Consider the following 24,727-nt stretch of genomic DNA (forward strand, 5'->3'; position numbering starts at 1 on the left):
CGGCCCGGGAGGATTTATGGCGGATCTTGATCGAGGCGCAGAGCCTGCTTCCTGGACCTTCAAACTGTCTGCCGGTTCCTTTCACAAGTTATCGGCGCTCCTGACCCTTGCCCTGCTGATCTTCGCGTTCTCCTTCGGAAACGCGGCCTTTTTCTCCATCAACAACGGCCTGACTGTGCTGCTGCAGACGTCCGTCATCGGCTTGCTGGGCATCGGGATGACGATGGTCATCATTACCGGCGGCATCGACCTGAGCGTCGGCTCTGTGCTTGCCCTTTCTGGAACCATCACCGGATTGAGCATCAAGGCAGGCGTGCCGGTCGGTCCCGCCATGGCGATCGGCGTGATGGCCGGCGCCGCTTGCGGTTTCGTCAACGGCTTCGTCATTACCAAAATGCGGATCACCCCGTTCGTGGCAACGCTCGGCATGATGCTGATCGCCCGAGGCGTTGCCCTCCAGCTGACGGGCGCAGCGCCGATTTCGCGTCTGGGCGAAAGTTTCGGTCTTCTGGGCAATGGCTCCTTGTTCCGCATCGTGGAGAAAACCGGCGGCATCTTCCCGAAAGTCGTCTTCCCCGGAATTCCCTATCCGGTCATTCTGCTCGCGGTTGTCGCGCTTGCCGCAGCCTATCTACTCAGGCGCCGCCAGATCGGCCGGCATATCTATGCCACAGGTTCGAACGAGGAAGCCGCGCGCCTCTCCGGTGTCCTGGTCGATCGCACCAAGATCTTTGCCTACGTCCTTTCAGGAGCTCTTGCAGGGCTCGCGGGCAACGTCCTGATGTCCCGTCTCGTGACGGTTCAGCCGAACGAAGGCGTCATGTACGAGCTCGACGCGATCGCTGCGGCCGTCATCGGCGGGGCTTCGCTCATGGGCGGCGTCGGCAATATTTCCGGAACGATGATCGGCGCAGCCATCATCGGCGTTCTGCGGAACGGCCTCAACATGGCCGGCGTGTCCGCATTCATCCAGCAAATCGTGATCGGGGTCATCGTCATTCTGGCGGTCTACGTCGATCAGATCAGAAACCGGCGCTGAGAAAGCCGGACGATTTCCAGAGCAACTTCAGACGGAGGAGAATGAAATGAAGAAGCTTTTGACCACAGCGATGATGGCAAGTGCCCTTGCGCTGTCCGCAGCAGCCGCGCAGGCCGGAGAAATTGCGGTCATTGTCAAGACGACGAATTCCAACTTCTGGCAGAACGTGAACAAGGGCGCCAGCGCAGCCATCGAAGGCCAGTCGGACCACACGATGACCTTCAACGGTCCGGCGTCGGAATCGGCCGTTGCCGATCAGGTCAGCCTTGTCGAGAACGCCATCAACCGCGGCGTATCCGGAATTGTCCTGGCACCATCCGATCCGGAAGCCCTGATCCCGGCGGTGAAGAAAGCGTATGAATCCGAAATTCCCGTCGTCATCATCGACTCCGGCCTCGCCGACAACGGCAAGGAATTTTACCAGTCATTCCTGTCGACCGATAACTGCGCTGCTGGTCAACTGGTTGCCGACAAGATGATTTCGGAAGTCGGGACAGAGGGCAAGGTTGCCGTGATGTCCTATGTCGCGGGTGTTGGCTCCGAACTTGGCCGCGTCGGCTGCTTCGTCAAGCGGATCGAGGATCAGTCCAAGATCGAGATCGTCGGCCCCTATTACTCCCAGTCGCAGATGGCCACCGCCTTGAACCAGACCACCGACGTTCTGGCGGCAAACCCGGATCTCGTCGGCATTTTTGGCGCCAACGAACCGACAGCCATCGGCATGGGCCGGGCCCTGGCGCAAGCTGGCAAGGCCGGCAAAGTCACGGCAATCGGCTTTGACGGCAACACCGACCTTCAGGATTTCGTCCGTGATGGCACCCTGGCCGCGACTGCCGTTCAAGGCTCGTTCCAGATGGGCGAGATCGGCGTTCAGACCATTTTGAAGCTTTTGAACGGTGAACAGGTCCCGAACTTCATCGATACCGGCGTCGTCCTGGCGACCAAGGACAACATCGATCATCCGAGCGTTCAGAACGTCCTTTACTAACGCACCACAACGCGGCCGGAAGCCTTTCTGTTCAAAGGCTTCCGGTCTTTTCAATCGTCGATCGGGACACGGAATATGAAACCAGATGCACAATCCGCGGCACCGCTGGTGCAGATGGAGGCAATCGAAAAGCACTTTGGCGGCATAAGGGCGGTGAACGGTGTTTCTCTGGAGCTTTATCCAGGTGAAGTCGTTGGCGTTCTCGGCCACAACGGCGCCGGCAAATCGTGTCTGATGCGCATCCTGTCCGGGGCCATGATCCCCAATGAGGGGACAATCCGCGTCAATGGCGAAATCGCCGACATTCAATCGCCCCACGACGCCCGCGATCTGGGCATCGAAACCATCTACCAGACGCTTGCCCTTGCAGATCATCTGAACGCACCCGCCAACCTGTTTCTCGGCCGGGAACTGAAAACAAGGTTCGGAAATCTGGACGACAGCCGGATGATGGCCGAGGCGGTCCGCGTTCTGAAAAGGCTCAACCCGAACTTCAAGAACCTGAACGATCCGGTGTCGAGCCTCTCGGGCGGTCAGCGCCAGGTTGTTGCCATTGCCAGAGCGATCTATTTTGACGTCAAGATCCTGATCATGGACGAGCCGACAGCCGCTCTCGGCCCTTCGGAAACGGCCATGGTCGGTGCCTTGATCAGACAATTGCGCGAAGAAGGAATAGGCATCCTCCTGGTGAGCCACGACATGCATGACGTGTTCGAACTCTGCGATCGTGTCATAGTGATGAACAAGGGCCGTAAAGTCGGCTCGCACCGGATTGAAGACGTGACCAAGGATGATGTTCTCAGCCTTATCATCAAGGGCGACCTTCCTCACGACTGGGCTCCCCGGAGCCGGAAAGCCGTTCAATGAATATTGAAAAGACTAAATCACCGGCAGTGGCCCGATCAATGGTATGCGGTACCGTCATCGAACCGGGTGTCTTCAGGCTCGAAACGCGGGCCCTGCCCGAGGACGCGCCGGACGGCTGGGTGCTTGTGGACATCGAGGCCGTCGGCATTTGCGGCACCGACTATCACATTCTGGAAGGCAAGCACCCTTTCCTGAACTACCCGCGTGTCATTGGTCATGAGCTTAGCGGCAGGGTCGCGGAAAGTGTCGGCCCGTGGACTGCCGGGGAACTGGTGGTGGTCAACCCGTATCTTTCGTGCAACGCCTGCCGGGCCTGCATGAAGGGCAAACCGAACTGCTGCAGCAGCATCGAGGTTCTCGGTGTTCACCGGGATGGCGGAATGTGTTCCCGCATAGCCGTTCCCCAGCAAAATCTCTATCCGGCGACCGGCTTGACGGAACTTCAGGCGGCGATGGTGGAGTTTCTTGCAATCGGGGCCCATGCCGTTCGCCGGGCGGCGTTATCTGCCGACGACAGGGTTCTGGTCACCGGGGCCGGTCCCATCGGCATCGGCACAGCTCTCTTTGCCCGGCTTTCGGGAGCCGAAGTTCATCTTCTGGACATGAGCCAAACGCGGCTGGCCCAGGCGACGGAAAAATTCGGCTTCAAGAACACGCATCTCGTCGGAACCGACATTCTGTCAGGTCCGCTGCAAGACGGCTTCGACGTGATTTTCGATGCAACAGGCAATGCGGCCGCCATCGAAGCCGGCTTTCCTCTTCTTGCGCATGGCAGCCGCTATGTACTGGTGAGCGTCGTGAAGGAAACCATCAGCTTCAGCGACCCGGAGTTTCACAAGCGCGAAACCCAGATCATCGGCAGCAGAAACGCCACGAGAGAAGACTTCGAGACCGTCATGTCGGCAATTCGCTCAGACCGGGTCGACACGGACGCGCTGTGCACGCTGACCGTGCGCCTCGAGGATCTTCCGGCGAAGATCAAGGAGCTGGCGACAGACAGGGAAGCCTTGATCAAGGCGATCGTCACTCTCTAAGCCCCCTTGTCGGATCAGGCAGCCCACCAGCAGGCCTGCCCGGTCCGTGCTCGCTCAAGATTGAAAAAGCGACATCATACCGTTTCCGAACGCGGCTCCCGGCTGGCCGGTGCAATGGTCGCAAGTGCGCTTGCCTGGCGTCGGGAGTTCCTGTGTTTGGCGATCTGATTGTCTGCGATGACACCGATCAGGATTACGCTGCCCATAACCGCAAAGTTGAGCGATGTGGGAATGCCGAGCAGATTGACGAGATTCTGAAGCATCTGCAGCAGAACGACACCCAACACGACGCCGACAACGGACCCCTCCCCTCCCCTTAGGGAAAACCCTCCCAGAACGGCGGCTGCAATTGCATAGAGTTCATAAAAATTGCCGTGGGATGCGGGGTGGATGGAGCGGGTATACATGGCAAAGAAGATGGCCGAGAGACCGGTTAGAACAGCGCAGATGACATAGGCCAGAACAATGACCCGTCTCGTGTTGATTCCGGTGTAGCGGGCTGCTTCCTCGTTCTTGCCCACAGCGAAAAGATGCCTGCCGAATACGGTGCGATGAAGCACGAACCAGGCGATCACCGCTATAATGGTGAAGGCGATGATGGAGTGGGGGACACCGCCGCTCCGCCCCGAAATCAGCCACTCCAGAACCGGAAAACTGTCTCCGAACGAAAAGCCTGCCGTCCCGTCCTTGGTGTAGAACCGCGCGACCCCGCGATAGATCAGGAGGCCGCACAAGGTGACGATGAAAGGCTGAAGCTTCAACCGGGTGATCAGCCAGCCGTGGATGAAACCGAAACAGGCTCCCAGCAGAAGAACGATCAGGCAGGCAACCGGCCAGGGAACGCCCTGCTGAACGATCAGATCGACGAAGATGACACCAAGGAGCGCGATAAGAGAACCGACGGACAACTCGATACCGGCCGTCACGATCACGAAAGCTTCTGCAAGGGAAAACAGCCCGAAAAGACCAATGAGATTGGCCGTGTTCGCCAGGTTGATCGGCGACAAGAACCGGGGATTGATCAGGGCGACAACTGTCCCGACCACCAGAACAAGTACCGCCAGTCCGATATCCTTCTTTTGCATTCTGTCTCCCCAACTCCCTTACCCGACCGCCAGCCGGAGTATGTTTTCTTCCGTCAGTTCGTCACGACCCAGGATCCCCGACACGTGCCCCCTGCGCATGACGGCGACACGATCCGACACCCCGATGACTTCCTCCATGTCGCTCGAGATCATCAGGATACCGACGCCTTCGTCCGCGAGCGCCTGCATGAGGTGATAGACTTCCGCCTTCGCGCCCACATCGATGCCTCTGGTCGGTTCGTCGAAAATGAGAACCTTCGGCTTCATCGCCAGCCACTTCGCCAGCACCACCTTCTGCTGGTTTCCGCCGGACAACTCAGCAGCGGCCCGTGTGATGGCGCTGGTCTTGATGGAAAGCCGGTCGCGCGAGCTTTCCGCCAGCGTAGCTTCGCGCGCCCTGTCAACGACACCGCGGCGGCTCAGCTTGTTGAGACAGGGCAAGGAAATGTTTGCGCAGATCGCAAAATCAAGAAGAAGGCCCTGCTCTTTTCTGTTTTCCGGCACCAACGACAGCCCCGCGGCAATCGCTTCTGGAACTGAATGAGTTTGCAATTCCCGGCCGTTGAGCCGGATGGTGCCATCAACCAGCGGCTCCACACCGAAGACGGCGCGTGCAAGTTCCGTTCGGCCCGCACCTACCAAACCGGCAACTCCGAGGATCTCACCGGCATGAAGTGTCAGGTCGACATGTGAGCCGGGAAAGGTCGACGTGCGCACACCCTGCAGCTCAAGCACCGGCTCGCGCAACTGGTGGGGCTTTTTTTCATAGAACTGACCGACATCCCTGCCGATCATCATCCGCACCATTCTGTCCTTGCGGATGCCGGCACCGACCAGTGCGCCCGCGTTTCTGCCATCGCGCAGGCACACAACCCTGTCTGCAACGTCTTCCACTTCACTCAGACGATGGCTGATAAACAGGATTGCAACGCCCTGATCCTTCAGCTGCCGCATGACCTGAAGCAGCCTGTCGGTTTCCGACAAGGTGAGACTTGACGTCGGCTCATCGAGAATGACCAGGCGTGCATTCATCGACAATGCGCGGGCAATTTCGAGCAATTGCTGATCTGCGAGCGAAAGGTCCGCAACGGAGTCGCTGGCACCGAAACGCGTACCGAGCATCTCGAGAATAGGTTCCACCTTGGCCACCATGGCGCGCCGGTCGAGCAATCGTAGCGGACCGGATGTGATTTCGCGGCCCAGAAGCACGTTTGCGGTCACGTCAAGATTTGAAAACGGATTGAGCTCCTGATGAACGAAGGCAATGCCGAGCGCAGAAGCTTCGACCGGGGTCAGTCCACCGGACTGGACGCCGTCTATGATGATATCGCCCCCGTCAGGGGAGATCGCGCCACCCAGCACTTTCATCAAGGTGGACTTGCCGGCGCCGTTTTCGCCGATCAGGCCAACGATTTCTCCGCCCTTGATGCTCAAATCGACATCCTGAAGGGCAACGACACCCGGATAGACTTTCGTTACCCGTGTGAGTTCGAGGGAAATCTTCTCAAATCCGGGGATCAAGGTTTTGGCTCCGCCATAATGATCAGCTTCGGCTGCACGGGCCGGCAATAATCCGGTCCGCGCAGCCTCAGGGTCCGCCTGGGAGGGCCCGACCTAGCCTTTGATGCGCTCTTTCAGCTGCTGTTCGAACGGATCGACATTTTCCGCATCGATGATCTTCGTCGGTACGATGATCAGACCATCAGCCGGAATTCCGGATTTGTCGCCTTCCAGAAAGTCGGCCATCAGGTGCATGCCCTGGTAGCCCCACTGATAAGGATCCTGCACCACCGTTCCGGCGAAGCTGCCTTCACGGATAGCACCGAGGGTGATCGGGTCCTCGTCGAAGGCAATGACGGTGATTTCACGCAGTTTGCCAGCCGCCTGAAGCGCTTCGTAGATCTTCGGGGGATTGTAGGAGTAGAAGCCGACCATGCAGTCGATTTCCGGATTGGCAGCGAGAACGTCATCGACGTTCGACCGGGCCTTGGCGAAGTCGACGTCGTCACCTCGGACGTCGACCAGCTCGATGCCCTTGTCTTTCACGGTTTCGCGGAAACCGGCGATGCGTTCCTTGGCGTTATCGGCACCGAGAAAGCCGACAAAACCCATGCAGGTTCCCCCGTCCGGCAAGGCCTTGATTGCAATTTCGCCAGCCTGATTTCCAGCAAGCGTGTTCGATGACCCCAGATAGGCAATCCGGTCGCTTTCCGGCGCATCGCTGTCGGTCGTGAACAGCGGCACCTGTGCGGCAACACGATTGAAGGCGTCGGTCGATGTCTTGGGATCCACAGACGAAATCATGATGGCGTCAGTCCCGGCAGCCACAAGGTCGTCCATGAGGGCATTCTGAAGCGCTGCCGTTCCCTGGGCGGGATACCGGAACTGCAGCTCGTAGCCGGGCAGTTCCGCCTGCGCGGCGTTCACGCCGGCTTCAGCCAGTTTCCAGAAGTCGGAGGCCGCGTTCACAACGAATGCCAGTTGCGGCTTTTCCTGCGAATGCGCCGCCGTGGCGGCGAGTGTGGCAATGGCTGCCACGCAAAGAGTTTTCCGAAGTTTCAATTTTTCCTCCCTGTCTCTGGGCAACGATACATTGCCCGCAACAAATTATTACTAATATTAATTAATTGAAGTTTTCAAGTATTAATTGGCAGGCCGTCCCTTGCAGCTAATCGAGGGTAATATTTCGAACCTTGGCACCCTTCGCGAAAAAGATCTGATGGGCGCACGCACGCACACCGGCAGGAAAGCACCATGTGAAAGCCATGGCCCCGCCAGGAAAAAGCGCCGCCGAACCAATGCGCCAGTTCGGCGGCCAGTGGAGAAGTGTCTAGTTGTCTGCGCAGAAACCAGGATCTTCCTGGTTACAGACATCCAGCCCCGTATAGAGCGGATCGTCTACGCTATCTCCGTTGATGAGCTGCATCATCACATCCGGTGCACGATAACCCATTTCAAACGGCCTCTGGCCGACCTGGGCATGACTCCTGCCATCGCGGAAGGCTTTCGTCTGAGGCGGCAAGGTATCGCCGGCGATGATGATCAGATCCTTGGACTTCAGCTTGTCCATCACCTGATCCGTCACCTGCGTATAGGCCTGCGGCGCGAACTGAGCCCACCCACCGATTAGGATGAACGCATCAAGATCGGGATTGGCGATGAACGTGTCAGCCATCTGCTGGTTTGCAAGATCAGCCTGGTCATTGGTGAAAACGGGACATCCATCGATCTCGGTCCAGCCGTTCTGGCCAGTCAGGCGATCGACACCTTTTTCTCCAGCGGCCGTATCACGGAACCCCTGAGCCCGGGCATTGATATTGTCGGCTGCGACGTTTCCAAGTTGCAGGCACACCGTTCCGCCATCCGCCTTGAGCTTCGCGGCCTCCTCAGCCATCTTGACGCCCATCAGATAATTGTCGGTACCAAGATAGGTCTTGCGAAGGTCGCGGTCGTCAGCCAGGAAATCCGCATCAATGGTCATGACCGGCACGCTTGGCGCGATCTGACGGATGCGGTTTGCCATGGCAGGTGCGTTGGACGGCGAAATGGCGATTGCGGCAACACCGCGGGTAAGCAGATCATCCACGATCTGAACCTCGCCAGCCTCATCGGCGGATGATGCAGGGCCGGTATAAAGACATTCATATTCGCTGTCCGCGTTTTCGGACATCCACTTCTGGCAACCCAGATTGATCTGTTCGAAGAAAGGGTTATCAAGCCCCTTCACCACGATTGCGAGGGTTTTCTTGTCTTGTGCAAGGCTCGATCCGACTGAAATTGCCAAAACGGCAGCGGCGCCAAGCAACAGTAAATTCCGTCTCATGCGTGTCACTCCCTTCTGTCCAGCAGGTCCCGGAGCGATTTACCCCGGGTACCAGATTTTACGGGGATCTTTGATGTCCCTTCTGTAGTTCCAAGCCCCTTCAACAAGAGCCTCCAGGTCTACCGACGGTTCCCAGCCCAGCCTCTGGCGCGCCTTGGAATTGTCGAGCCAGTTACTGTGGAGAGAGGTCGGAATTTCCGCGATTTCGTAGGATCTTGTGGCCGCGAGATGGTTGGCGACGCACCGGTAGTCGACCGGTTCGTTCATGGAGATATTGAAAAGCTGGCCAGCCGCCTTCGGACTGTCCAATGCCGCAAGGATCGCGGAAACCAGATCATCCACATGCACGAAATTGCGCTTGAGCGGCACACCTTCCCGATCCAGCAGCAACGGGGCAAATCGGCCGCCGGCAAGGCGCTGGATTTCATCGGCGGCAAGAAAGTCCGACCACAAGGGCCCGCCGAACTGGTCTGGACCAAAGCTCAGCGCAAACTTGAAGTCGTCCTTTTCCATGATCCAGGGCGCGCGCAATATACAGCCGTTCAGACCATATTGATGCCGGTATTGCTCCAGCATTACCTCTTCCAGAACCTTGGTCAGGGCATAACAACCCGGATAAGCCTTGCGTTCCGAAGTTTCCGTAACCGGCTCCGAATATGGCTGGAAGGCATGACCAACGGCACAGTCCCCGCTGATCAGAACAAATTGCCTTGCATTTGCCAGTTTCCGGAACTCTTCGAGCAGGACAAACATTCCTTTCACGGAAACGTCGATTGCAAGTTCGGGAGATTCCTTGACGGCAGCCATGTGAAGCACATGCGTAACACCGGCCATGGCTTTCGACACACAAGCGGGATCGGCAATTGAGCCGCGGATGACCTCTACGCGATCGCCGGGATCGATCGTCCGGTTGTTGCACAGAGCCACAACGCTCCACCCGCTGAACATGTCCTCAGACAGAAAGCGCGGCAGGAAGTTTTGCCCGACCTTGCCCGTGGCACCTGTAAGCAGAAGCTTCATTTATCTCCCCTTGCCTTTATTAAATAATATTTACTAATATTAATTAGTCAAGAATTGAAAAACGACACCAAAACGTGTGTCATGCGGTAAGCTGAAACCGGCTTGTCACGGGGACATGACCGGGAGGACTTCCCAAGTGGCGACGTCCATCTGGCCGGGTGTTTGGGGAGGATAATCAGAATGTCGAGGCTGAGGCTGAGCGGAATCTCAAAAAGCTTTGGAGCCATTCAGGCTTTGAACGACGTATCCCTGGAAGTGGCTCCGGGCGAGGTGCTGGGACTGATGGGGGACAACGGAGCGGGTAAATCAACCCTGGTAAAGATCGTTGCTGGCAACTTCAGGCCCACCAACGGTTCGATTTCCATTGATGACACCAGCGTGGATTTTCATCGTCCGCTCGACGCGCAAGTAGAAGGTATTGAAGTCGTTTATCAGGATCTGGCGCTTTGCGATAACCTGTCGGCGGCGTCCAATGTCTTTCTTGGCCGAGAGCCGCGGCGGTCCTTCGGCGGGATCAAGCTGCTGGACTATGCCACCATGTACAAGCGCTCAGCAGAGCTATTCGCGGTCCTCAAATCCGAAACCCGCCCTCGAGACCTTGTCAGGCGTATGTCCGGCGGACAGCGGCAGGCTGTGGCCATTGCCAGAACGCTTCTTTCCAACGCCAAAATCGTCCTCATGGATGAACCGACCGCCGCCATTTCCGTACGCCAGGTTGCCGAGGTCCTGGACCTGATCCATCGGCTGAGTGACCAGGGTATCAGCGTTGTCCTGATCAGCCACAGAATGCCGGATGTGTTTGCGGTCTGCAGCCGCATCGCCGTGCTGCGAAGAGGACAACTCGTGGCTTGCAAGCCGGCAAACGAAAGTTCTCCGGAAGAGGTGACCGGTTTGATTACCGGCGCCATCGAAACGGCTTGAGGGGGATCGCACCATGACAACTCTTGAGCAAGCCATTGGGCACAGCCAGCACGGGTCGCCCTTCTCCAGGATATTCAACTCCCAGATTTTCTGGGTCTTTCTGGCAGCCCTTCTCGCCTGTGTCGCCTTGTCTTTGCTGACGGATTCCTTCGCAACCCAGCGGAATCTGTTCAATGTGACACGCAACTTTGCATTTGTCGGCCTGATCGCGATCGGCATGACGACCGTAATTGCGTCGGGAGGGATTGATCTGTCGGTCGGATCGACAGTCGTCCTGTCCGCGATGGTCATCAGTGTCCTGATGTCGTCGGGAAACCCGTTCTGGATATCAGCGATCGCGGCACTTATCGCAGCGGGTATTGTCGGAGCGATCAACGGTACATTGATTGCTTACGTGGGCATGCCGGCGTTTGTGGTGACGCTCGGGATGCTGTCGGCCGCCAGATCTCTGGCAATGGTCCTGTCCAACAACAAGATGATCTGGGAATTCGGCCCCGATCACGACCTGCTGTTATGGGTCGGTGGTGGCTCGACACTGGGTTTGCCGCATCCGATCTACGTACTCGGTCTTCTGGCCGTCCTGATGAGCGTGGTGTTTCGGTGGACGAGATGGGGGCAATACGTGTTTGCCATTGGCGGAAACGAGCAGGCAGCGACGCTGACAGGCATTCCGGTGAAGCGAATCAAGGTCTCGATCTATGTGTTTTCGGCCATGACCGCAGGGGTCGCCGGCATCCTGATGGCCGGTTGGCTCGGCAGCGTGACAACAAATCTGGGACAGGCGATGGAACTGACGGTGATTGCCGCAGCGGTGATTGGAGGTGCCAATCTTGCCGGAGGCCAGGGAACAGCCCTTGGAGCGGTCATCGGAGCTCTCTTGATCGAAGTGATCAGGAACTCTCTGATTCTTCTTGGCATCTCGACGTTCTGGCAAGGCATGTTCATCGGCTGCTTCATTGTCATCGCAGTTGCATTCGACCGCGTCCGCAATTTGCGTTCACTCGACTAAAGCGTGAGGAGAAACAGACACCTGTGCAGATATCGACGGTGCAGAAACGTTGCGTTTGACCGTCTTTCCCGATAGTCATTCGCCGGTTCAGACACCTAATCCGTCCAGCGCGAGGAGACCGGAACGAATATGGCGAAAAAAGCCCGGCTTGGCAAAGATAGACGTCCTACAATGATGGATGTTGCGGCAATGGCCGGAGTTTCGCAGGCAACGGTATCGCTCGTCCTGAACGGAAGTCGCGGCGCGAAGTTGAGCGACGCGACGCGCAAGCGCGTGCACGAAGCCGCCAGAGAACTGGGGTACAATCTGATACGCCGGGGTGCGCGGACCGTGCCCGATGACCGGTCGAACATTGTTTTCATTGCGGACGAAATCACAACCGATCCGTGGATGGCGCTGGCTTTCGAAGGTGTTCGGGACAAGGCGTACGAATACGGCATCAACGTCAGCCTGGCAGTCAGCCACGGAGACGAAGAAACCGAGCAGATGATCGTCAACCAGATGAGCCGCCTGCCTCTTCTGGGCATGATCTACGGCACGATCCTGACCCGGCGCGTCGAACTGTCTTCCGCCTTTGACGGCCAGCACACCGTGCTCCTGAACTGTTACAACGCCGATCGCTCCCTTCCCTCAGTCGTACCTGGCGACGTTCTGGGAGGGCGGACGGCAACCGATCATCTGATCAAGGCCGGCTACAAACGCATTGCCCTGATCAACGGCCAGTCGGGCGTGGAAGCGACGCGGGACAGGCTCAAAGGCTACCGGCAAGCCCTCTCGAGCCACGACATTCCTTTCGACGGCGACCTCGTCAAACCGGGCAACTGGGAGCCGCTGTCCGGTTACGAGCACACCCATGCGCTCATGGATCTCGACATGCCACCGGACGCAATTTTCTGCGCGAACGATCTCATGGCCCTTGGGTGTTTCGACGCCCTGAAGGAACGCGGCCTGCGGATACCGGAAGACATTGCGGTGATCGGATTTGACAATCGGGAAATTTCAGAAAGCACGCATCCGCCGCTTTCAACGCTCGTATTGCCACAATACGAGATGGGAGAAATCGCCTTCGAACTGCTGCTCGACAACGCGAATGGCCGCCAGTCCGGACCGGCCCAGATCAAGGTCGAATGCCCGCTCATCGAGCGGGCGTCCGTAAGGGCTGCAAGACCGGTTCTCGGACAGGAAACCGAAATGCTGTAGTGGGCCCAGGCAGCGCTCCAGGATTAACCAACGAACCGTCCCTCAGGGGCTTTAAAGGACTTTCTCATCGCCGAGAATGCTTCCTCACAAGCCAGATTTGTCAGATCGCCGATCTCGCGTTGACCGCAATCTCATAAACGGACGTGGTTGCGGTGATCAGCAACCGGTTGCCGCGCACACCACCGAAACACAGGTTGGAGACGACTTCCGGCACCAGGATCTTCCCGAGCCGGGTCCCGTCGGGGTGGAAACAGTGGATGCCGTCGGACGCCGAACTCCAAAGATTGCCCGCCATATCAACCCGCATTCCATCGGGAAGGCCCCGGTCAATCGTGGCAAAAACATCGTCCGACAGGATCCTGCCGGTGTCGTCCAGTTTGAAGGAGCGGATGACGGAGGGAACCCCGGCATCATGACTGGAGCCGGATTCCGCCACGTAGAGAACGCTCTCGTCCGCTGAAAAGGCCAGACCGTTCGGCTGGGTGAAGTCGGTGATCATTGCCTCGACGTCCCCCGTCGCCGGATCAACGCGGAAGACATTGCGGGCCGCCTGCTCCGGCTCTGCCGTGTAGCCTTCATAATCGCTCAGGATGCCGTAGGTCGGATCGGAGAACCAGATCGCACCGGTCGACTGGACGATCACGTCATTCGGTGAATTGAGACGTTTTCCCTGGTAGCTGTCTGCAATCACGGTGCGGGTGCCGTCCAGCTCGGTCCGGGTAACGGAACGGGTTCCGTGCTGACAGGACACCAGCCTGCCCTGACGATCCCGGGTGTTGCCGTTGGAATAATCCGAAGGCTGGCGGTAGGTGCTGACTTGCCCATCGAGTGTCAGCCGCATCATCCGGTTTGCGGGAATATCGGAAAAAAACAGGTGCTGGTGATCGGCAAACCAGACGGGCCCTTCGGTCCATTCAAAGCCGGTCGCAAGTGGGCGCAGCCTGGCGTTCTTCTGGATCAGGTTCCTGAACCGGGGATCGTCGATCTGATAGGGAGAAGAGAAACTGTTCATGTGGGTCTGCCCTTTCCGGATGCGGCAGCGACGATGCCAATGATGATGGCGCCAGTCATGATCAGGCGCACGCCTGCGCCGAAGCCGTAGGAATTCAACATCGAGACGACCAGGAACATCAGCAGCGCCCCACCCCAGATGCCCGGGACATTCGAATTGCCGCCTGCGATCGAGCAGCCTCCGATCACGACGACGGCGATGGAAATCAGGAGATATTCCGTGCCCATGTTCAGCGCGGCACCTCCTGAAAAGCTCGCCAGAAGGTATCCGGTGAACGCGGCCAGGACGGCGGAGACGACATAGGTGACCGCGCGGACCGTCTCCACCGGGATCCCGCTCAGCCGGGCCGCGCGCGTGTTCTGCCCGAATGCGGACACCCAGCGTCCGAAGATCGAGCGTTCCAGAACCACCCAGCTCAACAGCGCAATCAACACGCCAATGATCGTCAGGTTTGGCAGGCCGGCTATGGCACCGGTCGAAAAATCCGCGAGCGCCTCGGGCGGTTTGATCCTGAGGCCGCGGTTCCACCAGATCGCCAGCGACTGATAAAGGAACGACGCTGAAAGGGTCGCAATGATTGGCGGGATCCGCAAAAGCCGGATCAGCAGGTAATTGAATGTGCCCGCGCCGATACCGACGGCAAGCGCAACGGCGAGACCCGGCAAGATGAGATTTGCAGCGCCATCCATGAACTTGAGCGACAGCGTGCCGGCCAGGGTCATGGTCGCAGGGATAGACAGATCGACATTGCCCGGCCCCAGCGTAATGACGAACATCTGGCCAAGCCCGACAATGGCCGAGAAGGAGGCAAAGGTCAGCGCTGCGGAAAGAAGCTCCCCTCCGCCGCGCCCTTCCGTCAGCGAAAGGGTTGCGAAATAGGCGATAGCACTGGCCGCGAATGCCCAGAACGAGGGTCTTCTGGGGATGGCGAGAACTGTCGAAAGACGGGAGTTATCCATTTTCGGCTCCCTTCCATTTCCGGCTGCGGCGCGAAAAGATCAGCCGCACCGCAAGCACAAGGATGAGGATCGCGCCCTGGGCGCCTATCTGCCAGTCCGGCGACAGGCGCATGAACGAGAGGAAGCTTCCGGCGAGCGCGAGTGTCAACGCACCGAGGACCGCACCGACAGGCGAGACCCGGCCGCCGGTGAACTCTCCTCCCCCCAGGATCACTCCGGCGATGGAGAGCAACGTGTAGCGCAGCGCGATATTGGCATCGGCCGACGTTGTCAGTCCGACGAGGCAAATACCGGCCAGGACCCCGAAAAAGCCGGCAAGCGCATAGGCGCCCGCCTTCAGTTTCGTGACCGACCAGCCGGAGCGGGCGACCGCCTGGGCGTTGCCGCCGACTGCGCGCAACAGCGTGCCCGTCGAAGACCGCATGATCAAAAGGTGCGTTAGACCGGCGATGAGGATGCAGGCCACCACCGCCATCGGCACAAGCGGAGGCTTGACGGTCATCACCGTCCGGATCCATGTCGGCGCCGCACCACCCGGCGATGGCAGCAGCAGAACCGCCAGGCCTCCCCAGACGAATGACATGCCGAGCGTGACCACGATTGCCGGAAGCTGGCGAATGTGAATGAGCGCGCCGATGGCCGCATACGCGAGGATCGATGCCAGCAGGATAGCCGCGCCGACAAGCGGCGCATCGTTCAGGAAGGTTGCCGTTACACAGGCGACGAAGCTGACGAACGTCCCGACCGACAGGTCGATGTCGTTGACCATGATGATCATCATCTGCGCGATGGTTGCCAATGCGATCGGCACCGCGAGATTGAAGAGCAGGTTCAGGCCGAAGTAGCTCATTGCCCGGGGTTGAAGGTAAAAGACGGCCGCCAGCAGCACAGTCAGGGACAGGACCGGAAGCAGAATGCGGTACTTTCCGTTCATGCGCCGGCCCCCTGCATCTGGAAGGATGCGGCCAGAATGTTTTCTTCCGTGATGCTGTCCCCGGTCAACTCCGCTGATATCTGCCCGTTCCGGAACACAAACACCCGGTCACACTGGCAGACTTCATCCGTTTCCGTCGAGTACCACAGGAAGGTGCGCCCGTTGGCGGCTTCCGTTCGGATCATGTCGTAAGCTTCCTGTTTGGTGCCGACATCGACACCGCGCATCGGGTCGTCCATCACCACGATCGGGGCGGATGAGGCCAGAGCGCGGGCGAAAAGAACTTTCTGCTGATTGCCGCCGGACAGGGACAGGATGAGATTGCCCAGATTGTCGGTCCGAATACCGATGCGCTTCTTCCAGTCTGCGCCCAGCGCCTGTTCAGCAATCCTGTCGACCAACCCTCGCCGGGTCAGGCTTGGCAGGTGTGTCAGCGTGAGATTTCGAAGGATCGACCAGAGCGGCATGACCCCGTCCCGGCCGCGGTCACCGGCAACGAAGGCCGCTTCAGGATCCTTCACCCGCGTTAGTTTCCCCGACCGGGACATGAAGAACCGGGCCAAAGCTTCTGCCTGCCCATGCCCGGCAAGACCCGCCAGGCCAACGATTTCCCCTTTGCGGGCACTGAGCCCTTCCGGCGTCTTCAGCACTTCTTCGCCGATGCGCTGGCTGCTTTCGACCGCCGCCCGGGCGACAGCCTTCTCGTTTGCCACATGTCCCATGGCGTCGATCAGGCCCTGCTGGGTAAATTCGGACGCCGGTCTGCTGGCGATGATCTTGCCGTCCTTCATCACGTCGATCCGTGAAGCGACTTCGAAAACCTCGCCCAGCATGTGCGAAATGAAAATGACCGCACCGCCCTCGGCGCAGAAACGGCGGACATGTTCGAGCAGTTGCCGGGCGATCGAGGCATCAAGGGACGATGTCGGCTCGTCAAGGATGACGAGACGCGGCGGTGTAGGGCCACCTGCAAATCCGGCAGCGATCTCGACCATCTGACGTTCCGCCAGGGTGAGGTCGCCGACGATCATGCCCGGTTCGATCCTGTGTCCGGGAAAGATTTCGTCGAGAGCACCGGCAATCCGTCCGGCAGCCGATTTGCGCCAGCCAAATCCTGTCAGATCACGATGTGGAACCCTCAGATTTTCCAGCACGGACAGGTTAGGGCATAAGGAGAGTTCCTGAAAAACACTGCGGATACCGCAGGCACGCGCACGTGCTGCCCCCGTTCCTTTTCTGCCGTCCTCATGCCCGTAACGGACTTGTCCGTCCGTTGGCGTCAGTCCGCCGTTGATCACGTTGACGGCTGTCGATTTGCCCGCACCGTTGTGACCCATCAGACCGACACATTCGCCGGGACTGACGGTCAGACTGACCCCGTCGAGCGCGCGCACTGCACCGAAGTGAACGCACGCGCCCGAAAGGGCAACCAACGGGACATCCGGCTTCGGCCTGCCGGCGCCAGTTGCCACTTCCAATTCCGTCTCTCCCTTAGTTGGCAGCTGAAATGACGGACTTGGCGTCTTCCTGACTGTATTCGACGTTCGCCACCGAACCGGCAGGTGTTGCGGCAAGCGTCTCGTCAAGCGTTTCCTGGGTGACTTTCAGGAAAGGGACCGTGAGATCCTTGGGCACTTCGGCACCATCGAGCACCTGCTGGGCCACCCAGAAGGCAAGCGTGCCAACACCCGGGGCAATGGAAAGAGACAGGGTCTCGTAGCCGTTTTCGTCACGCGCTTCGGCCCACCACTTCATTTCATCCTGGCGGTTGCCCATCACGATGATCGGCATATCGCGGCCGGCCGCCTTGATCGCCTGCGCTGCCCCGTAGCCATCGCCGCCCTGGGTGACGACCCCAACGATCTCCGGCAAGCTCGGCAAGACGCCTGCGACCGCCTTCTGGGCAACGTCCTGCGCCCAGTCGCCGTGAACTGATCCGACGATCTTGAATTTCGGAAATTCCGTCACGCCCTGCTCGATACCTGCGTGGATTTCATCGTCCACGAAAACCCCGGCCAGACCGCGGATTTCAAGAAGGTTGCCGCCATCCGGCAGGCGTCCGGCGAGATACTCGACCTGCTGACGGCCCATTTCCTTGAAATCGACCGCAATGCGCCATGCGCAGGGCTCGGTGACGATACCGTCGAACGAGACGACCGTGATGCCAGCGTCGCAAGCTTCCTTGATCGCGCCGTTGAGGGCGGTTGGCGAAGCTGCGTTGACCACAATCGCGTCGTAGCCCTGCAGGATCATGTTCTGAATCTGGGCAGCCTGTTCGGTTGCCTGGTTTTCGGACGTGGTGAATGCATCGGCCGAGGCGACCAAGCCGTCTTCAACAGCCTTGTCACCGACCTTGGCCCAGCTTTCAAGCATGGCCTGACGCCATGAATTGCCGGCATAATTATTGGAAAGGGCAATACGTTTATCTGCGGTGTCCGCTACAGCGTGACCCGGCAGGGTGACCGCAACAAGTGCGACCGCCCCCAAGAGCTTGGCTTTGGTGTTCATGTTTCCTCCCTGACGCCAGCAGGCGTCTTTGATAACGGGACACAGTTCTCCCAACGCATCCCGCGCTCAGATTGCTGACGTTAAGGAAATGCGTAAAGCGGAAGAAACGCATCATGGTTGCGGGTTCCCGCAACCATGATGCACTTGAGCGCGCAACAGATGGGTTGCCGACGCAAGCCCTGTACCGCACACTGGCATGCAATAAACGGGAGGAGCTTGTTGTTGCCATGCGACAGGAAGCCAATGAAAACCAGGAGGTGTCGGAGCCGACGGCTCTCGTCTCTCTCTTGCGCATTTCCAGTCATCTTGCGGGCCAGGTCGAAATCCGGGCTGCCCTGAGATCGGTGAAGGCCGAGATCGAGAACCTGCTTCCGATCGATCACCTGGACGTCTGCCTGGTGGACGACAAGAACACCTGGAACACCAGTTACGAAGTCGGCATGAAGACGCGCTGGAGCCTGTCACGCACGCTTGTCGCCATCTCACCCGTTCGCAGCATCCTGCTCGGGGAGACGGATTACATGCTCACCGGCAACGCCATGGAAGACGAGCGCTACACCTATGAGGGTGCGCTGGCCCAACCGATCATCAAGCACAAGCTGCGCAGCCGGGTGAATGTCGCCATGAAGGTGCTTGGCCGCACCATCGGCGCGCTGAACTGCTCCTCCTGCACAGCGGACATCTACGACGAGGCAACAGTTGTGCGCGTCAGGCAGATTGCCGATGTGCTTGCCCCCTATTTCTATTCCCTTCGCGCGAATGAAAAGGCCAAGCGCGCAGCCGTCGTCCGCGCGGAAGCCCAGGCTCGCGAAGAAGGCCTGCGGCAAGGCGCACTGGAGCTGACCCGGGTTCTGGAACAGGAACGCCAGCGCATCGGCATGGATCTGCATGACCAGACCCTTGCCGATCTGACCCGGATCATGCGCGATGTCGAGAAGATGGATACGGCCTCCGACAAGGCCCGGGTGATCGGCAGCATACAGCACTGCATCGGTGACCTTCGCCGGATCATCGATACTGCCGTACCAACGATCCTGGACCTGTTCGGCTTTGCACACGCCTTGCGAATACATCTGGAGCGCGCGGTGGAGGACGTTTCGTCCACCTTCCTTGAAGCTGCGGACGAGACGGACGGATTGATCGATACCCTGGATCCCACCATCCGGATTGCCCTGTTTCGCATTGCCCAGGAAGCCATCAACAATGCCGCTCGCCACTCCGGAGCCGACCAGATAAGTGTCTCCGTGAAGCGTGTGAAATCCGGCCTGCAAATGACAATCAAGGACAATGGCAAGGGGCTTCCCGGTTCCCGTCTCGGCCGGCACACCAGCAAGGCAACAGGAGGCATTGCCCATATGCGCACACGGGCAAGGCTGATCGCCGCGGATTTCGGCATGTCGAGCAAGGAAGGCACGACCATCACGGTGAAATTGCCGATGACCTGCGCCCCGTGCCAGGAAACCGCACCACACACGGGTGAGGAAGAGCTTGCATGAAGGTGCTTCTGGTAGAAGACGATCAATTCCATGCCGGGTATCTGAGCGAAGCCCTGCAGCTGGCCTTGCCGGATGTCGAGGATATCCTCCACGCGACCAACGGCCTGGAGGGCGAGCAGTTGGCACGCAGGCATTCCATCCAGTCGGTGGTGATGGATCTTCAGATGAAGGAACGCAATGGCATCGACGCCGCCCGGACGATCTGGCGCGAACGTCCCCAGACCCGCATCCTGTTCTGGTCAAACTATTCGGACGAGGCTTACCTGCGCGGCATTGCCCGGATCGTGCCCCAGGAAACGTCCTATGGATATGTTCTGAAGACGGCAACACAGGAGCGGCTCCACCTGGCGCTGCGCGGTGTTTTTCTGGAGTCCCAGATCGTGGTGGACCAGGAAATCCACCGGGTTCAGCAGCGCCACATCCGGACGCACGACACGCTTACGGACAGCGAATATGCCGTTCTCCTCGACATGGCTCTCGGCCTTTCGGACAAGGTCATTGCCGTTCGGCAAGGGCTGTCGCTTCGCACCGTCCAGAACCGCCTGCTCTCGCTTTATGACAAGCTGGGCGTGGACAATCTCGAAACGGTACCTGCCGATTTTGCGATCAACAAACGAACACGTGCCATTACACGCGCCCTGAACCTGCGTGCCATAAACGCCGAAAGCCTGGAAAGCGCCGAGCGCGACCTGCAGAAGTGGCTGGACAGCCATACCGAGCAGATCGAAAAGGCGCGTTGACGCTTCGGCCCGATTGCCACAAACCACCCGGCATCCAGATCCGTCAAAGACGCTTCTCGACGCTGTAATTATGTATATCGACATCGCCGATCTTCAGGTCGCGACGATGCAGACGTTCAAAGCCCTGCTTTAAAAATACCGGCAGTGCCGTCTCGCTTGCCTCCGAATAAAGGCGGCCCAGACCCCGTTGCCTCACCGCGCCTTCAAGCGCCCTGATCAGGCTTGAACCAACACCACGGCCGGCCGCACCTGGATCAACGTAGAGGAACTGGATATGCCCATCCTCTTCGAGGTCGGAAAATCCGATGACCCGCGCTTCGTGATCTACCGCCACAAGCGCGAGCCTTCCATCCCCATAGGCCGTTTCCATCATATCACCCGTCGGTGCAATGGAGAGCCAGGCAGACCGCTGGATTTCCGAGTAGTCGGCCCTGGCAATCTGATCGACCGCACCTTGATAGATGGCGGCAAGGGCATCACCGTCGCCTGGCTCAAATGCCCTGATCTGGTAGGTCTTGTCAGTCATGGGTCCAGTGGATCTTTCGAGGTTGGCGGAAGGCGTGAACCAGCGTACCGGTAACGTGATGGCCTCTGCGTGAAGCAGCAGGCCATCCGTTTGATCGATCAGCCACGAGCAGTCAACAAAGCGGACTTCGCCACTGCAATCATGTTCTGGATAATTTGGCCCTGCATTTCCTGACCTGGTCGAACCTCGAGTACCTCGGTCTTTCCGACCAGGACAAACTTGACCTTGCGATGCAATGGCTCAAGGCGTCTGGTGACGCTTGAAAGGCCACCTACGGAACCAAATACCGTTCAAGCCTGGGAAATCAGCCTTCGGTTCTGGTTGCGTGCGATCTCGATTTCAGTGCCGATCCAGGCCCGCAGATCGCGATATCCCTCCGTGTCTGCATAGGCAGCCGTCGTCACCAGCCAGTATTTTGCCTTCGAGGCGACCGGTTTGCCGACGACTTCCAGAAACCCTGCCTCGATGTCGTTTTCGATCAGTAGTGTCCTGCCGAGCGCTACACCCATGCCACTGATGGCCGCCTGGATCGCGAGGTCGGCTCTTGCAAAGGAAGCCACTGGTCTTGAAGGTGGCTCGGGCCAGTTGCACCCCTTGAAATAGTCGGTCCAGCTGAAGCCCGTTCCGTCTGTCCCGCCGGACCTGTCTGCAAGCAAGGCCGGTGCTCCCCTGCCGGGAACCATTTGCCCCTTCAACAAGCCGGGCCGCGCAACGGGCACAAGTTGTGCAGTCATGAGTGCTTCTGCGTGGAACCCGGGATAAGGGCCGGTCCCGTAGCGGATCGCCGCCTGGGCTTCACCGGTGTGAAGGTCGACAAGCCTGTCTTCCACATCGACCACAAGGTCAAGACCGGCCTCCTGCGCGCGCTGCAGCGCCGGAACGATCCATTTCATGGCAACAGAGGACGACACGGACAGACGTATGGTCCTGGACGTCTTCACATCCGCTATCCGCGACAGCGCACTGCCCCAGATCTCCTGACAGCGCTGCGCGGCATCACAAACGATCCGTCCCGCTTCCGTCGGGACGATGCGCCGGGTCGTTCGCTCGAAAAGCCGAATGCCGAGCGCAGCCTCCAGAGACTTGATGCGATGGCTGACCGCCGACTGCTCCAGCCCCACTGCGACGGCTGCCCGGGAGAAGTTCCCTTCTTCCGCAATAGCGTGCAGCAGCTGTGCGTTCAGCAAAAGACGGTTTTGCAGTTCGTCTCGCTCATTCATGAAATTCACTCATGTATTCAGACGTTGAAAGAGCAATAAGACGACATCATTCTTGTGTCCAGTCAATGATTGAGAGGTGCATGGAATGAGTGAAACGAAAGAAATTGTCGCCCGCATCGTGAACGGGTTCGTTACGCGCCGGAACGGTTCGGAAGCCTTTGGTGGAAATCCGGCCGGCGTCATCCTCGATGCCGATGGCTTGTCGGACGCAGACATGTTGACCGTTGCGGGAAAGATCGGACTCTCAGAGACAGCCTTCGTGTCTAAATCAGCGAAAGAAGGGTTCAAGCTGGACTTCTTCACGCCAAACAGGCGGATAGCCCATTGTGGCCATGCAACGATAGCGACCTTCAGCTACATGGCAGAACTGGGCCGGGTTCGGGAGGGTGTCACCTCAAAGGAAACCGTCGATGGTCCGCGCAAGATCGTCATCAAGAACGGCGCGGCATACATGGAACAGCTCGCCCCGACTTATGAACGGAGCCCAGCCTGGGCCGAGCGCGGTGTCAGCGAAGCCGACGTGCTGGCTTCGCTCGGTCTGAAGGCAGACCAGCTGGATGAGCGCCTGCGCCCTGTCCTCGTGAACACAGGCAACAGTTTCATCGTCGTCGCTGTACGCGATGCAGAAGTCCTGAAGAAGATCGTGCCGGACCAGTCGAGGATCAATGACATCAGCAACAAGCTGGACCTGATCGGCTACTACGTTTTCACGACCGATCGAAACGCCACGCAGGCCGACGCCACCACCCGCATGTTCGCACCGCGCTATGCAATTGACGAGGAATCCGCCACTGGCATGGCCGCGGGCCCCCTCGCCTGTGTGCTGCACGACCTGCTTCACGAAAGGAAATCACGGTTCGTCATTGAACAGGGCCACTTCATGACCCCGGCTTCCCCTAGCGTCATTACCGTGGATCTTGACCTTGAAGATGGCAGGATTACCGGCCTGATGGCGGGTGGTTATGGATCCGTCATGGAGGAAATGACCGTCACGATCTGACGGCATGACACTCAAATGCCTGGAGGTCTGCGTTGGCGGGCCTCCAGAGACGTACGGTGATGGCAGGATCAGTTGAAGCTCATGTCCAGCAGGCGCGAGAAGAAATTCTGGGCTTTTTCGTTGCCGGGTTTGTCCTTTTCAAGCCGGACAGGCAGAAACTCGAGCACGATCTGCCGCGAGGACTGTTTGCCGATGAAGCAGGTGCGAATGCGGTAGTGCCGCTTGAGTCCGATGTGACTTTGAACCTGCCACACACGGCCAGCGTCCCAACCGACCTTGTCGAGAACAAGGGTCAGATCACGAACGTCATTCGCGCTCATGAGCGTGTCGGATAGCCGTTCGGTTCCTATTTGTTTTGCGGACAAGCCCAACTCGCCGCGCCCGGCCTTGTTGGCGTATTTGATGCGGCGAGTATCCAGATCGGCAACCAGAATTGGGGTTGGAACCGCATCCAGAACTTCATTGGCGGATATTTCCACTGAATTGGCAGCAAGTTCCCCTGCAAAGATGATACCGCCGTTCGGATCATCGAGCGCCATCGGATGCAGATCGTAAAGAACTTCAACAGGATCGCCTACCGTCTGAGGCAGCTTGAGCGTTCCTTTGGACGCAAGGCGGCTTCGCAACATCTCGGCAAATGAGCCGGCGAGCTTCTTGCCTATGTAATTGGGGATCGTTCTTGCATCTCGGCCGACAACCTGTTTGGCGTTACTTATGCCGAACAGCTTCAGAAACTGGCGATTGGCCGACTGAACCACCCCCTTGTTATCCGTAATGAGGACAGCACTGGCGTTCGAGATAAAGACGTTGGACAGGTTTTGCAGAATGTCCGGCAATTCCGCGTTGACCGGCGCTTCCGGCGCACACTCCTTCATCAGCCCTATGATCAGAAACGCCGGTTTGCCGGAAATGCGAGAAGCCACCAGGTCGTAGGACTTGTGACCGCCATCCGTTTTCATGGTGACACGTGTCGTCTGCGACAGACCGTGTTCCACCGCATTGGAAATCACCTTGAGGAAGCGGGTTCTGTCACGCTGGATGTAGTATTGAAGCGCCCTTTGAATGGACAGCTTTGCAAGGCGATAACCTCTGACAGAGGTCGGATCCGACCTTTGCCAGCACAACTCTTCCGCAACCGGATCGTAAGCCCAGTAGGAAACACCCATCGCAGTCAGGATCGCGCTTGTTTCCGGATTGGGAACCAGCTGACGCATGGACCGAATAAGAATGTTGACTTCTGTAGACATGCTGCGTCTTCGTCATTAGCGCCAACTTGCACTCAAGTATTGAGCACGGCAAAGCTGAAAAAAGCCTGAATCCGCATTTCTAAACCGGGTCTATTTAAT

General features: G+C 58.6%; 23 protein-coding genes. 10 read left to right on the top strand and 13 right to left on the bottom strand.

Annotation, left to right across the window (positions count from 1 at the left end; genetic code table 11):
* Positions 1 to 16 precede the first annotated feature (16 nt).
* The 4 genes from ACVDG9_RS27490 to ACVDG9_RS27505 all read left to right on the top strand — a co-directional run bounded on the left by ACVDG9_RS27490 (position 17) and on the right by ACVDG9_RS27505 (position 3,928).
* Entirely contained in the window at positions 17 to 1,039 is a 1,023-nt protein-coding gene (locus ACVDG9_RS27490; protein ID WP_152507791.1) for an ABC transporter permease, read from the top strand.
* Between the two features lie 46 nt (positions 1,040 to 1,085).
* Positions 1,086 to 2,027, top strand: coding sequence for an ABC transporter substrate-binding protein (locus tag ACVDG9_RS27495; protein WP_023001507.1), 942 nt, complete (start codon positions 1,086 to 1,088; stop codon positions 2,025 to 2,027).
* Between the two features lie 75 nt (positions 2,028 to 2,102).
* Positions 2,103 to 2,894, top strand: coding sequence for an ATP-binding cassette domain-containing protein (locus tag ACVDG9_RS27500; RefSeq protein ID WP_023001508.1), 792 nt, complete (start codon positions 2,103 to 2,105; stop codon positions 2,892 to 2,894).
* Between the two features lie 38 nt (positions 2,895 to 2,932).
* A complete protein-coding gene (locus ACVDG9_RS27505) occupies positions 2,933 to 3,928 on the top strand; it encodes a zinc-binding alcohol dehydrogenase family protein (protein ID WP_447239522.1) in 996 nt (331 codons plus the stop codon).
* A 74-nt stretch (positions 3,929 to 4,002) separates the two neighbouring features.
* On the opposite strand, the gene ACVDG9_RS27510 is transcribed toward ACVDG9_RS27505, so the two are convergent.
* From ACVDG9_RS27510 to ACVDG9_RS27530, 5 genes are all read right to left on the bottom strand, one after another.
* Positions 4,003 to 5,013 (bottom strand): ABC transporter permease, encoded by a 1,011-nt coding sequence (locus ACVDG9_RS27510; RefSeq protein ID WP_447239523.1) that lies wholly within the window; start codon positions 5,011 to 5,013, stop codon positions 4,003 to 4,005.
* An 18-nt stretch (positions 5,014 to 5,031) separates the two neighbouring features.
* Positions 5,032 to 6,534, bottom strand: a complete 1,503-nt coding sequence (locus ACVDG9_RS27515) for a sugar ABC transporter ATP-binding protein (RefSeq protein WP_447239524.1) — start codon at positions 6,532 to 6,534, stop codon at positions 5,032 to 5,034.
* Between the two features lie 93 nt (positions 6,535 to 6,627).
* Positions 6,628 to 7,575, bottom strand: coding sequence for a sugar-binding protein (locus ACVDG9_RS27520; RefSeq protein ID WP_077294132.1), 948 nt, complete (start codon positions 7,573 to 7,575; stop codon positions 6,628 to 6,630).
* Between the two features lie 268 nt (positions 7,576 to 7,843).
* Positions 7,844 to 8,836: a substrate-binding domain-containing protein gene (locus tag ACVDG9_RS27525; RefSeq protein ID WP_077294129.1), complete on the bottom strand. Its 993-nt coding sequence runs from the start codon at positions 8,834 to 8,836 to the stop codon at positions 7,844 to 7,846.
* A 39-nt stretch (positions 8,837 to 8,875) separates the two neighbouring features.
* Positions 8,876 to 9,856 (bottom strand): NAD-dependent epimerase/dehydratase family protein, encoded by a 981-nt coding sequence (locus ACVDG9_RS27530; protein ID WP_228866731.1) that lies wholly within the window; start codon positions 9,854 to 9,856, stop codon positions 8,876 to 8,878.
* Positions 9,857 to 10,036: 180 nt separating this feature from the next.
* Between ACVDG9_RS27530 and ACVDG9_RS27535 the strand changes: the two genes are divergently transcribed.
* The 3 genes from ACVDG9_RS27535 to ACVDG9_RS27545 all read left to right on the top strand — a co-directional run bounded on the left by ACVDG9_RS27535 (position 10,037) and on the right by ACVDG9_RS27545 (position 12,986).
* Entirely contained in the window at positions 10,037 to 10,777 is a 741-nt protein-coding gene (locus ACVDG9_RS27535) for an ATP-binding cassette domain-containing protein (protein WP_447239525.1), read from the top strand.
* A gap of 13 nt (positions 10,778 to 10,790) precedes the next feature.
* Complete coding sequence (locus tag ACVDG9_RS27540; protein ID WP_447239526.1) at positions 10,791 to 11,786, top strand: ABC transporter permease; 996 nt, start codon at positions 10,791 to 10,793, stop codon at positions 11,784 to 11,786.
* Between the two features lie 174 nt (positions 11,787 to 11,960).
* Positions 11,961 to 12,986, top strand: a complete 1,026-nt coding sequence (locus tag ACVDG9_RS27545) for a LacI family DNA-binding transcriptional regulator (protein ID WP_447239611.1) — start codon at positions 11,961 to 11,963, stop codon at positions 12,984 to 12,986.
* Between the two features lie 100 nt (positions 12,987 to 13,086).
* Here ACVDG9_RS27545 and ACVDG9_RS27550 read toward each other — a convergent pair whose 3' ends face one another.
* The 5 genes from ACVDG9_RS27550 to ACVDG9_RS27570 are packed head-to-tail and all read right to left on the bottom strand — an operon-like array spanning position 13,087 to position 18,399.
* A complete protein-coding gene (locus ACVDG9_RS27550; protein WP_447239527.1) occupies positions 13,087 to 13,998 on the bottom strand; it encodes an SMP-30/gluconolactonase/LRE family protein in 912 nt (303 codons plus the stop codon).
* Entirely contained in the window at positions 13,995 to 14,957 is a 963-nt protein-coding gene (locus ACVDG9_RS27555) for an ABC transporter permease (protein ID WP_447239528.1), read from the bottom strand. The genes ACVDG9_RS27550 and ACVDG9_RS27555 overlap by 4 nt, the downstream gene beginning before the upstream one ends.
* Complete coding sequence (locus ACVDG9_RS27560) at positions 14,950 to 15,891, bottom strand: ABC transporter permease (RefSeq protein WP_023001512.1); 942 nt, start codon at positions 15,889 to 15,891, stop codon at positions 14,950 to 14,952. Before ACVDG9_RS27560 ends, ACVDG9_RS27555 begins: the two co-directional genes overlap by 8 nt.
* Positions 15,888 to 17,369 (bottom strand): sugar ABC transporter ATP-binding protein, encoded by a 1,482-nt coding sequence (locus ACVDG9_RS27565; protein ID WP_447239529.1) that lies wholly within the window; start codon positions 17,367 to 17,369, stop codon positions 15,888 to 15,890. Before ACVDG9_RS27565 ends, ACVDG9_RS27560 begins: the two co-directional genes overlap by 4 nt.
* A 13-nt stretch (positions 17,370 to 17,382) precedes the next feature.
* Positions 17,383 to 18,399 (bottom strand): ABC transporter substrate-binding protein, encoded by a 1,017-nt coding sequence (locus ACVDG9_RS27570; RefSeq protein WP_055660735.1) that lies wholly within the window; start codon positions 18,397 to 18,399, stop codon positions 17,383 to 17,385.
* Positions 18,400 to 18,512: 113 nt separating this feature from the next.
* Here ACVDG9_RS27570 and ACVDG9_RS27575 point away from each other — a divergent pair, with 113 nt between their 5' ends.
* The gene (locus tag ACVDG9_RS27575; RefSeq protein WP_447239530.1) at positions 18,513 to 19,895 is read left to right on the top strand and encodes a sensor histidine kinase; all 1,383 of its coding nucleotides are present in this window, start codon (positions 18,513 to 18,515) and stop codon (positions 19,893 to 19,895) included.
* On the top strand, positions 19,892 to 20,635 hold the full coding sequence (locus ACVDG9_RS27580) for a response regulator transcription factor (protein WP_055660733.1): 744 nt from the start codon (positions 19,892 to 19,894) through the stop codon (positions 20,633 to 20,635). The genes ACVDG9_RS27575 and ACVDG9_RS27580 overlap by 4 nt, the downstream gene beginning before the upstream one ends.
* Before the next feature lie 43 nt (positions 20,636 to 20,678).
* Here the strand turns inward: ACVDG9_RS27580 and ACVDG9_RS27585 are convergent, their stop codons facing one another.
* Positions 20,679 to 21,161 (bottom strand): GNAT family N-acetyltransferase, encoded by a 483-nt coding sequence (locus ACVDG9_RS27585; protein WP_447239531.1) that lies wholly within the window; start codon positions 21,159 to 21,161, stop codon positions 20,679 to 20,681.
* 290 nt (positions 21,162 to 21,451) lie between these two features.
* Positions 21,452 to 22,381: a LysR family transcriptional regulator gene (locus tag ACVDG9_RS27590; RefSeq protein ID WP_447239532.1), complete on the bottom strand. Its 930-nt coding sequence runs from the start codon at positions 22,379 to 22,381 to the stop codon at positions 21,452 to 21,454.
* A gap of 85 nt (positions 22,382 to 22,466) precedes the next feature.
* Here ACVDG9_RS27590 and ACVDG9_RS27595 point away from each other — a divergent pair, with 85 nt between their 5' ends.
* The gene (locus ACVDG9_RS27595) at positions 22,467 to 23,381 is read left to right on the top strand and encodes a PhzF family protein (protein WP_447239533.1); all 915 of its coding nucleotides are present in this window, start codon (positions 22,467 to 22,469) and stop codon (positions 23,379 to 23,381) included.
* 68 nt (positions 23,382 to 23,449) lie between these two features.
* Here the strand turns inward: ACVDG9_RS27595 and ACVDG9_RS27600 are convergent, their stop codons facing one another.
* Positions 23,450 to 24,628 carry a PAS domain-containing protein gene (locus ACVDG9_RS27600; RefSeq protein WP_081713180.1) on the bottom strand — a complete coding sequence of 393 codons (1,179 nt, stop codon included), beginning with the start codon at positions 24,626 to 24,628 and terminating at the stop codon, positions 23,450 to 23,452.
* Positions 24,629 to 24,727 lie beyond the last annotated feature (99 nt).

This window comes from Roseibium sp. RP-7, assembly GCF_053005225.1.

Bases quoted from the DNA above. Each gene is read 5' to 3' on its own strand.
- ACVDG9_RS27490 (WP_152507791.1), top strand. From the start codon at position 17: ATGGCGGATCTTGATCGAGGCGCAGAGCCTGCTTCCTGGACCTTCAAA.
- ACVDG9_RS27495 (WP_023001507.1), top strand. From the start codon at position 1,086: ATGAAGAAGCTTTTGACCACAGCGATGATGGCAAGTGCCCTTGCGCTG.
- ACVDG9_RS27500 (WP_023001508.1), top strand. From the start codon at position 2,103: ATGAAACCAGATGCACAATCCGCGGCACCGCTGGTGCAGATGGAGGCA.
- ACVDG9_RS27505 (WP_447239522.1), top strand. From the start codon at position 2,933: ATGGTATGCGGTACCGTCATCGAACCGGGTGTCTTCAGGCTCGAAACG.
- ACVDG9_RS27510 (WP_447239523.1), bottom strand. From the start codon at position 5,013: ATGCAAAAGAAGGATATCGGACTGGCGGTACTTGTTCTGGTGGTCGGG.
- ACVDG9_RS27525 (WP_077294129.1), bottom strand. From the start codon at position 8,836: ATGAGACGGAATTTACTGTTGCTTGGCGCCGCTGCCGTTTTGGCAATT.
- ACVDG9_RS27530 (WP_228866731.1), bottom strand. From the start codon at position 9,856: ATGAAGCTTCTGCTTACAGGTGCCACGGGCAAGGTCGGGCAAAACTTC.
- ACVDG9_RS27535 (WP_447239525.1), top strand. From the start codon at position 10,037: ATGTCGAGGCTGAGGCTGAGCGGAATCTCAAAAAGCTTTGGAGCCATT.
- ACVDG9_RS27540 (WP_447239526.1), top strand. From the start codon at position 10,791: ATGACAACTCTTGAGCAAGCCATTGGGCACAGCCAGCACGGGTCGCCC.
- ACVDG9_RS27545 (WP_447239611.1), top strand. From the start codon at position 11,961: ATGGATGTTGCGGCAATGGCCGGAGTTTCGCAGGCAACGGTATCGCTC.
- ACVDG9_RS27550 (WP_447239527.1), bottom strand. From the start codon at position 13,998: ATGAACAGTTTCTCTTCTCCCTATCAGATCGACGATCCCCGGTTCAGG.
- ACVDG9_RS27555 (WP_447239528.1), bottom strand. From the start codon at position 14,957: ATGGATAACTCCCGTCTTTCGACAGTTCTCGCCATCCCCAGAAGACCC.
- ACVDG9_RS27560 (WP_023001512.1), bottom strand. From the start codon at position 15,891: ATGAACGGAAAGTACCGCATTCTGCTTCCGGTCCTGTCCCTGACTGTG.
- ACVDG9_RS27570 (WP_055660735.1), bottom strand. From the start codon at position 18,399: ATGAACACCAAAGCCAAGCTCTTGGGGGCGGTCGCACTTGTTGCGGTC.
- ACVDG9_RS27575 (WP_447239530.1), top strand. From the start codon at position 18,513: ATGGTTGCGGGTTCCCGCAACCATGATGCACTTGAGCGCGCAACAGAT.
- ACVDG9_RS27580 (WP_055660733.1), top strand. From the start codon at position 19,892: ATGAAGGTGCTTCTGGTAGAAGACGATCAATTCCATGCCGGGTATCTG.
- ACVDG9_RS27585 (WP_447239531.1), bottom strand. From the start codon at position 21,161: ATGACTGACAAGACCTACCAGATCAGGGCATTTGAGCCAGGCGACGGT.
- ACVDG9_RS27590 (WP_447239532.1), bottom strand. From the start codon at position 22,381: ATGAATGAGCGAGACGAACTGCAAAACCGTCTTTTGCTGAACGCACAG.
- ACVDG9_RS27595 (WP_447239533.1), top strand. From the start codon at position 22,467: ATGAGTGAAACGAAAGAAATTGTCGCCCGCATCGTGAACGGGTTCGTT.
- ACVDG9_RS27600 (WP_081713180.1), bottom strand. From the start codon at position 24,628: ATGTCTACAGAAGTCAACATTCTTATTCGGTCCATGCGTCAGCTGGTT.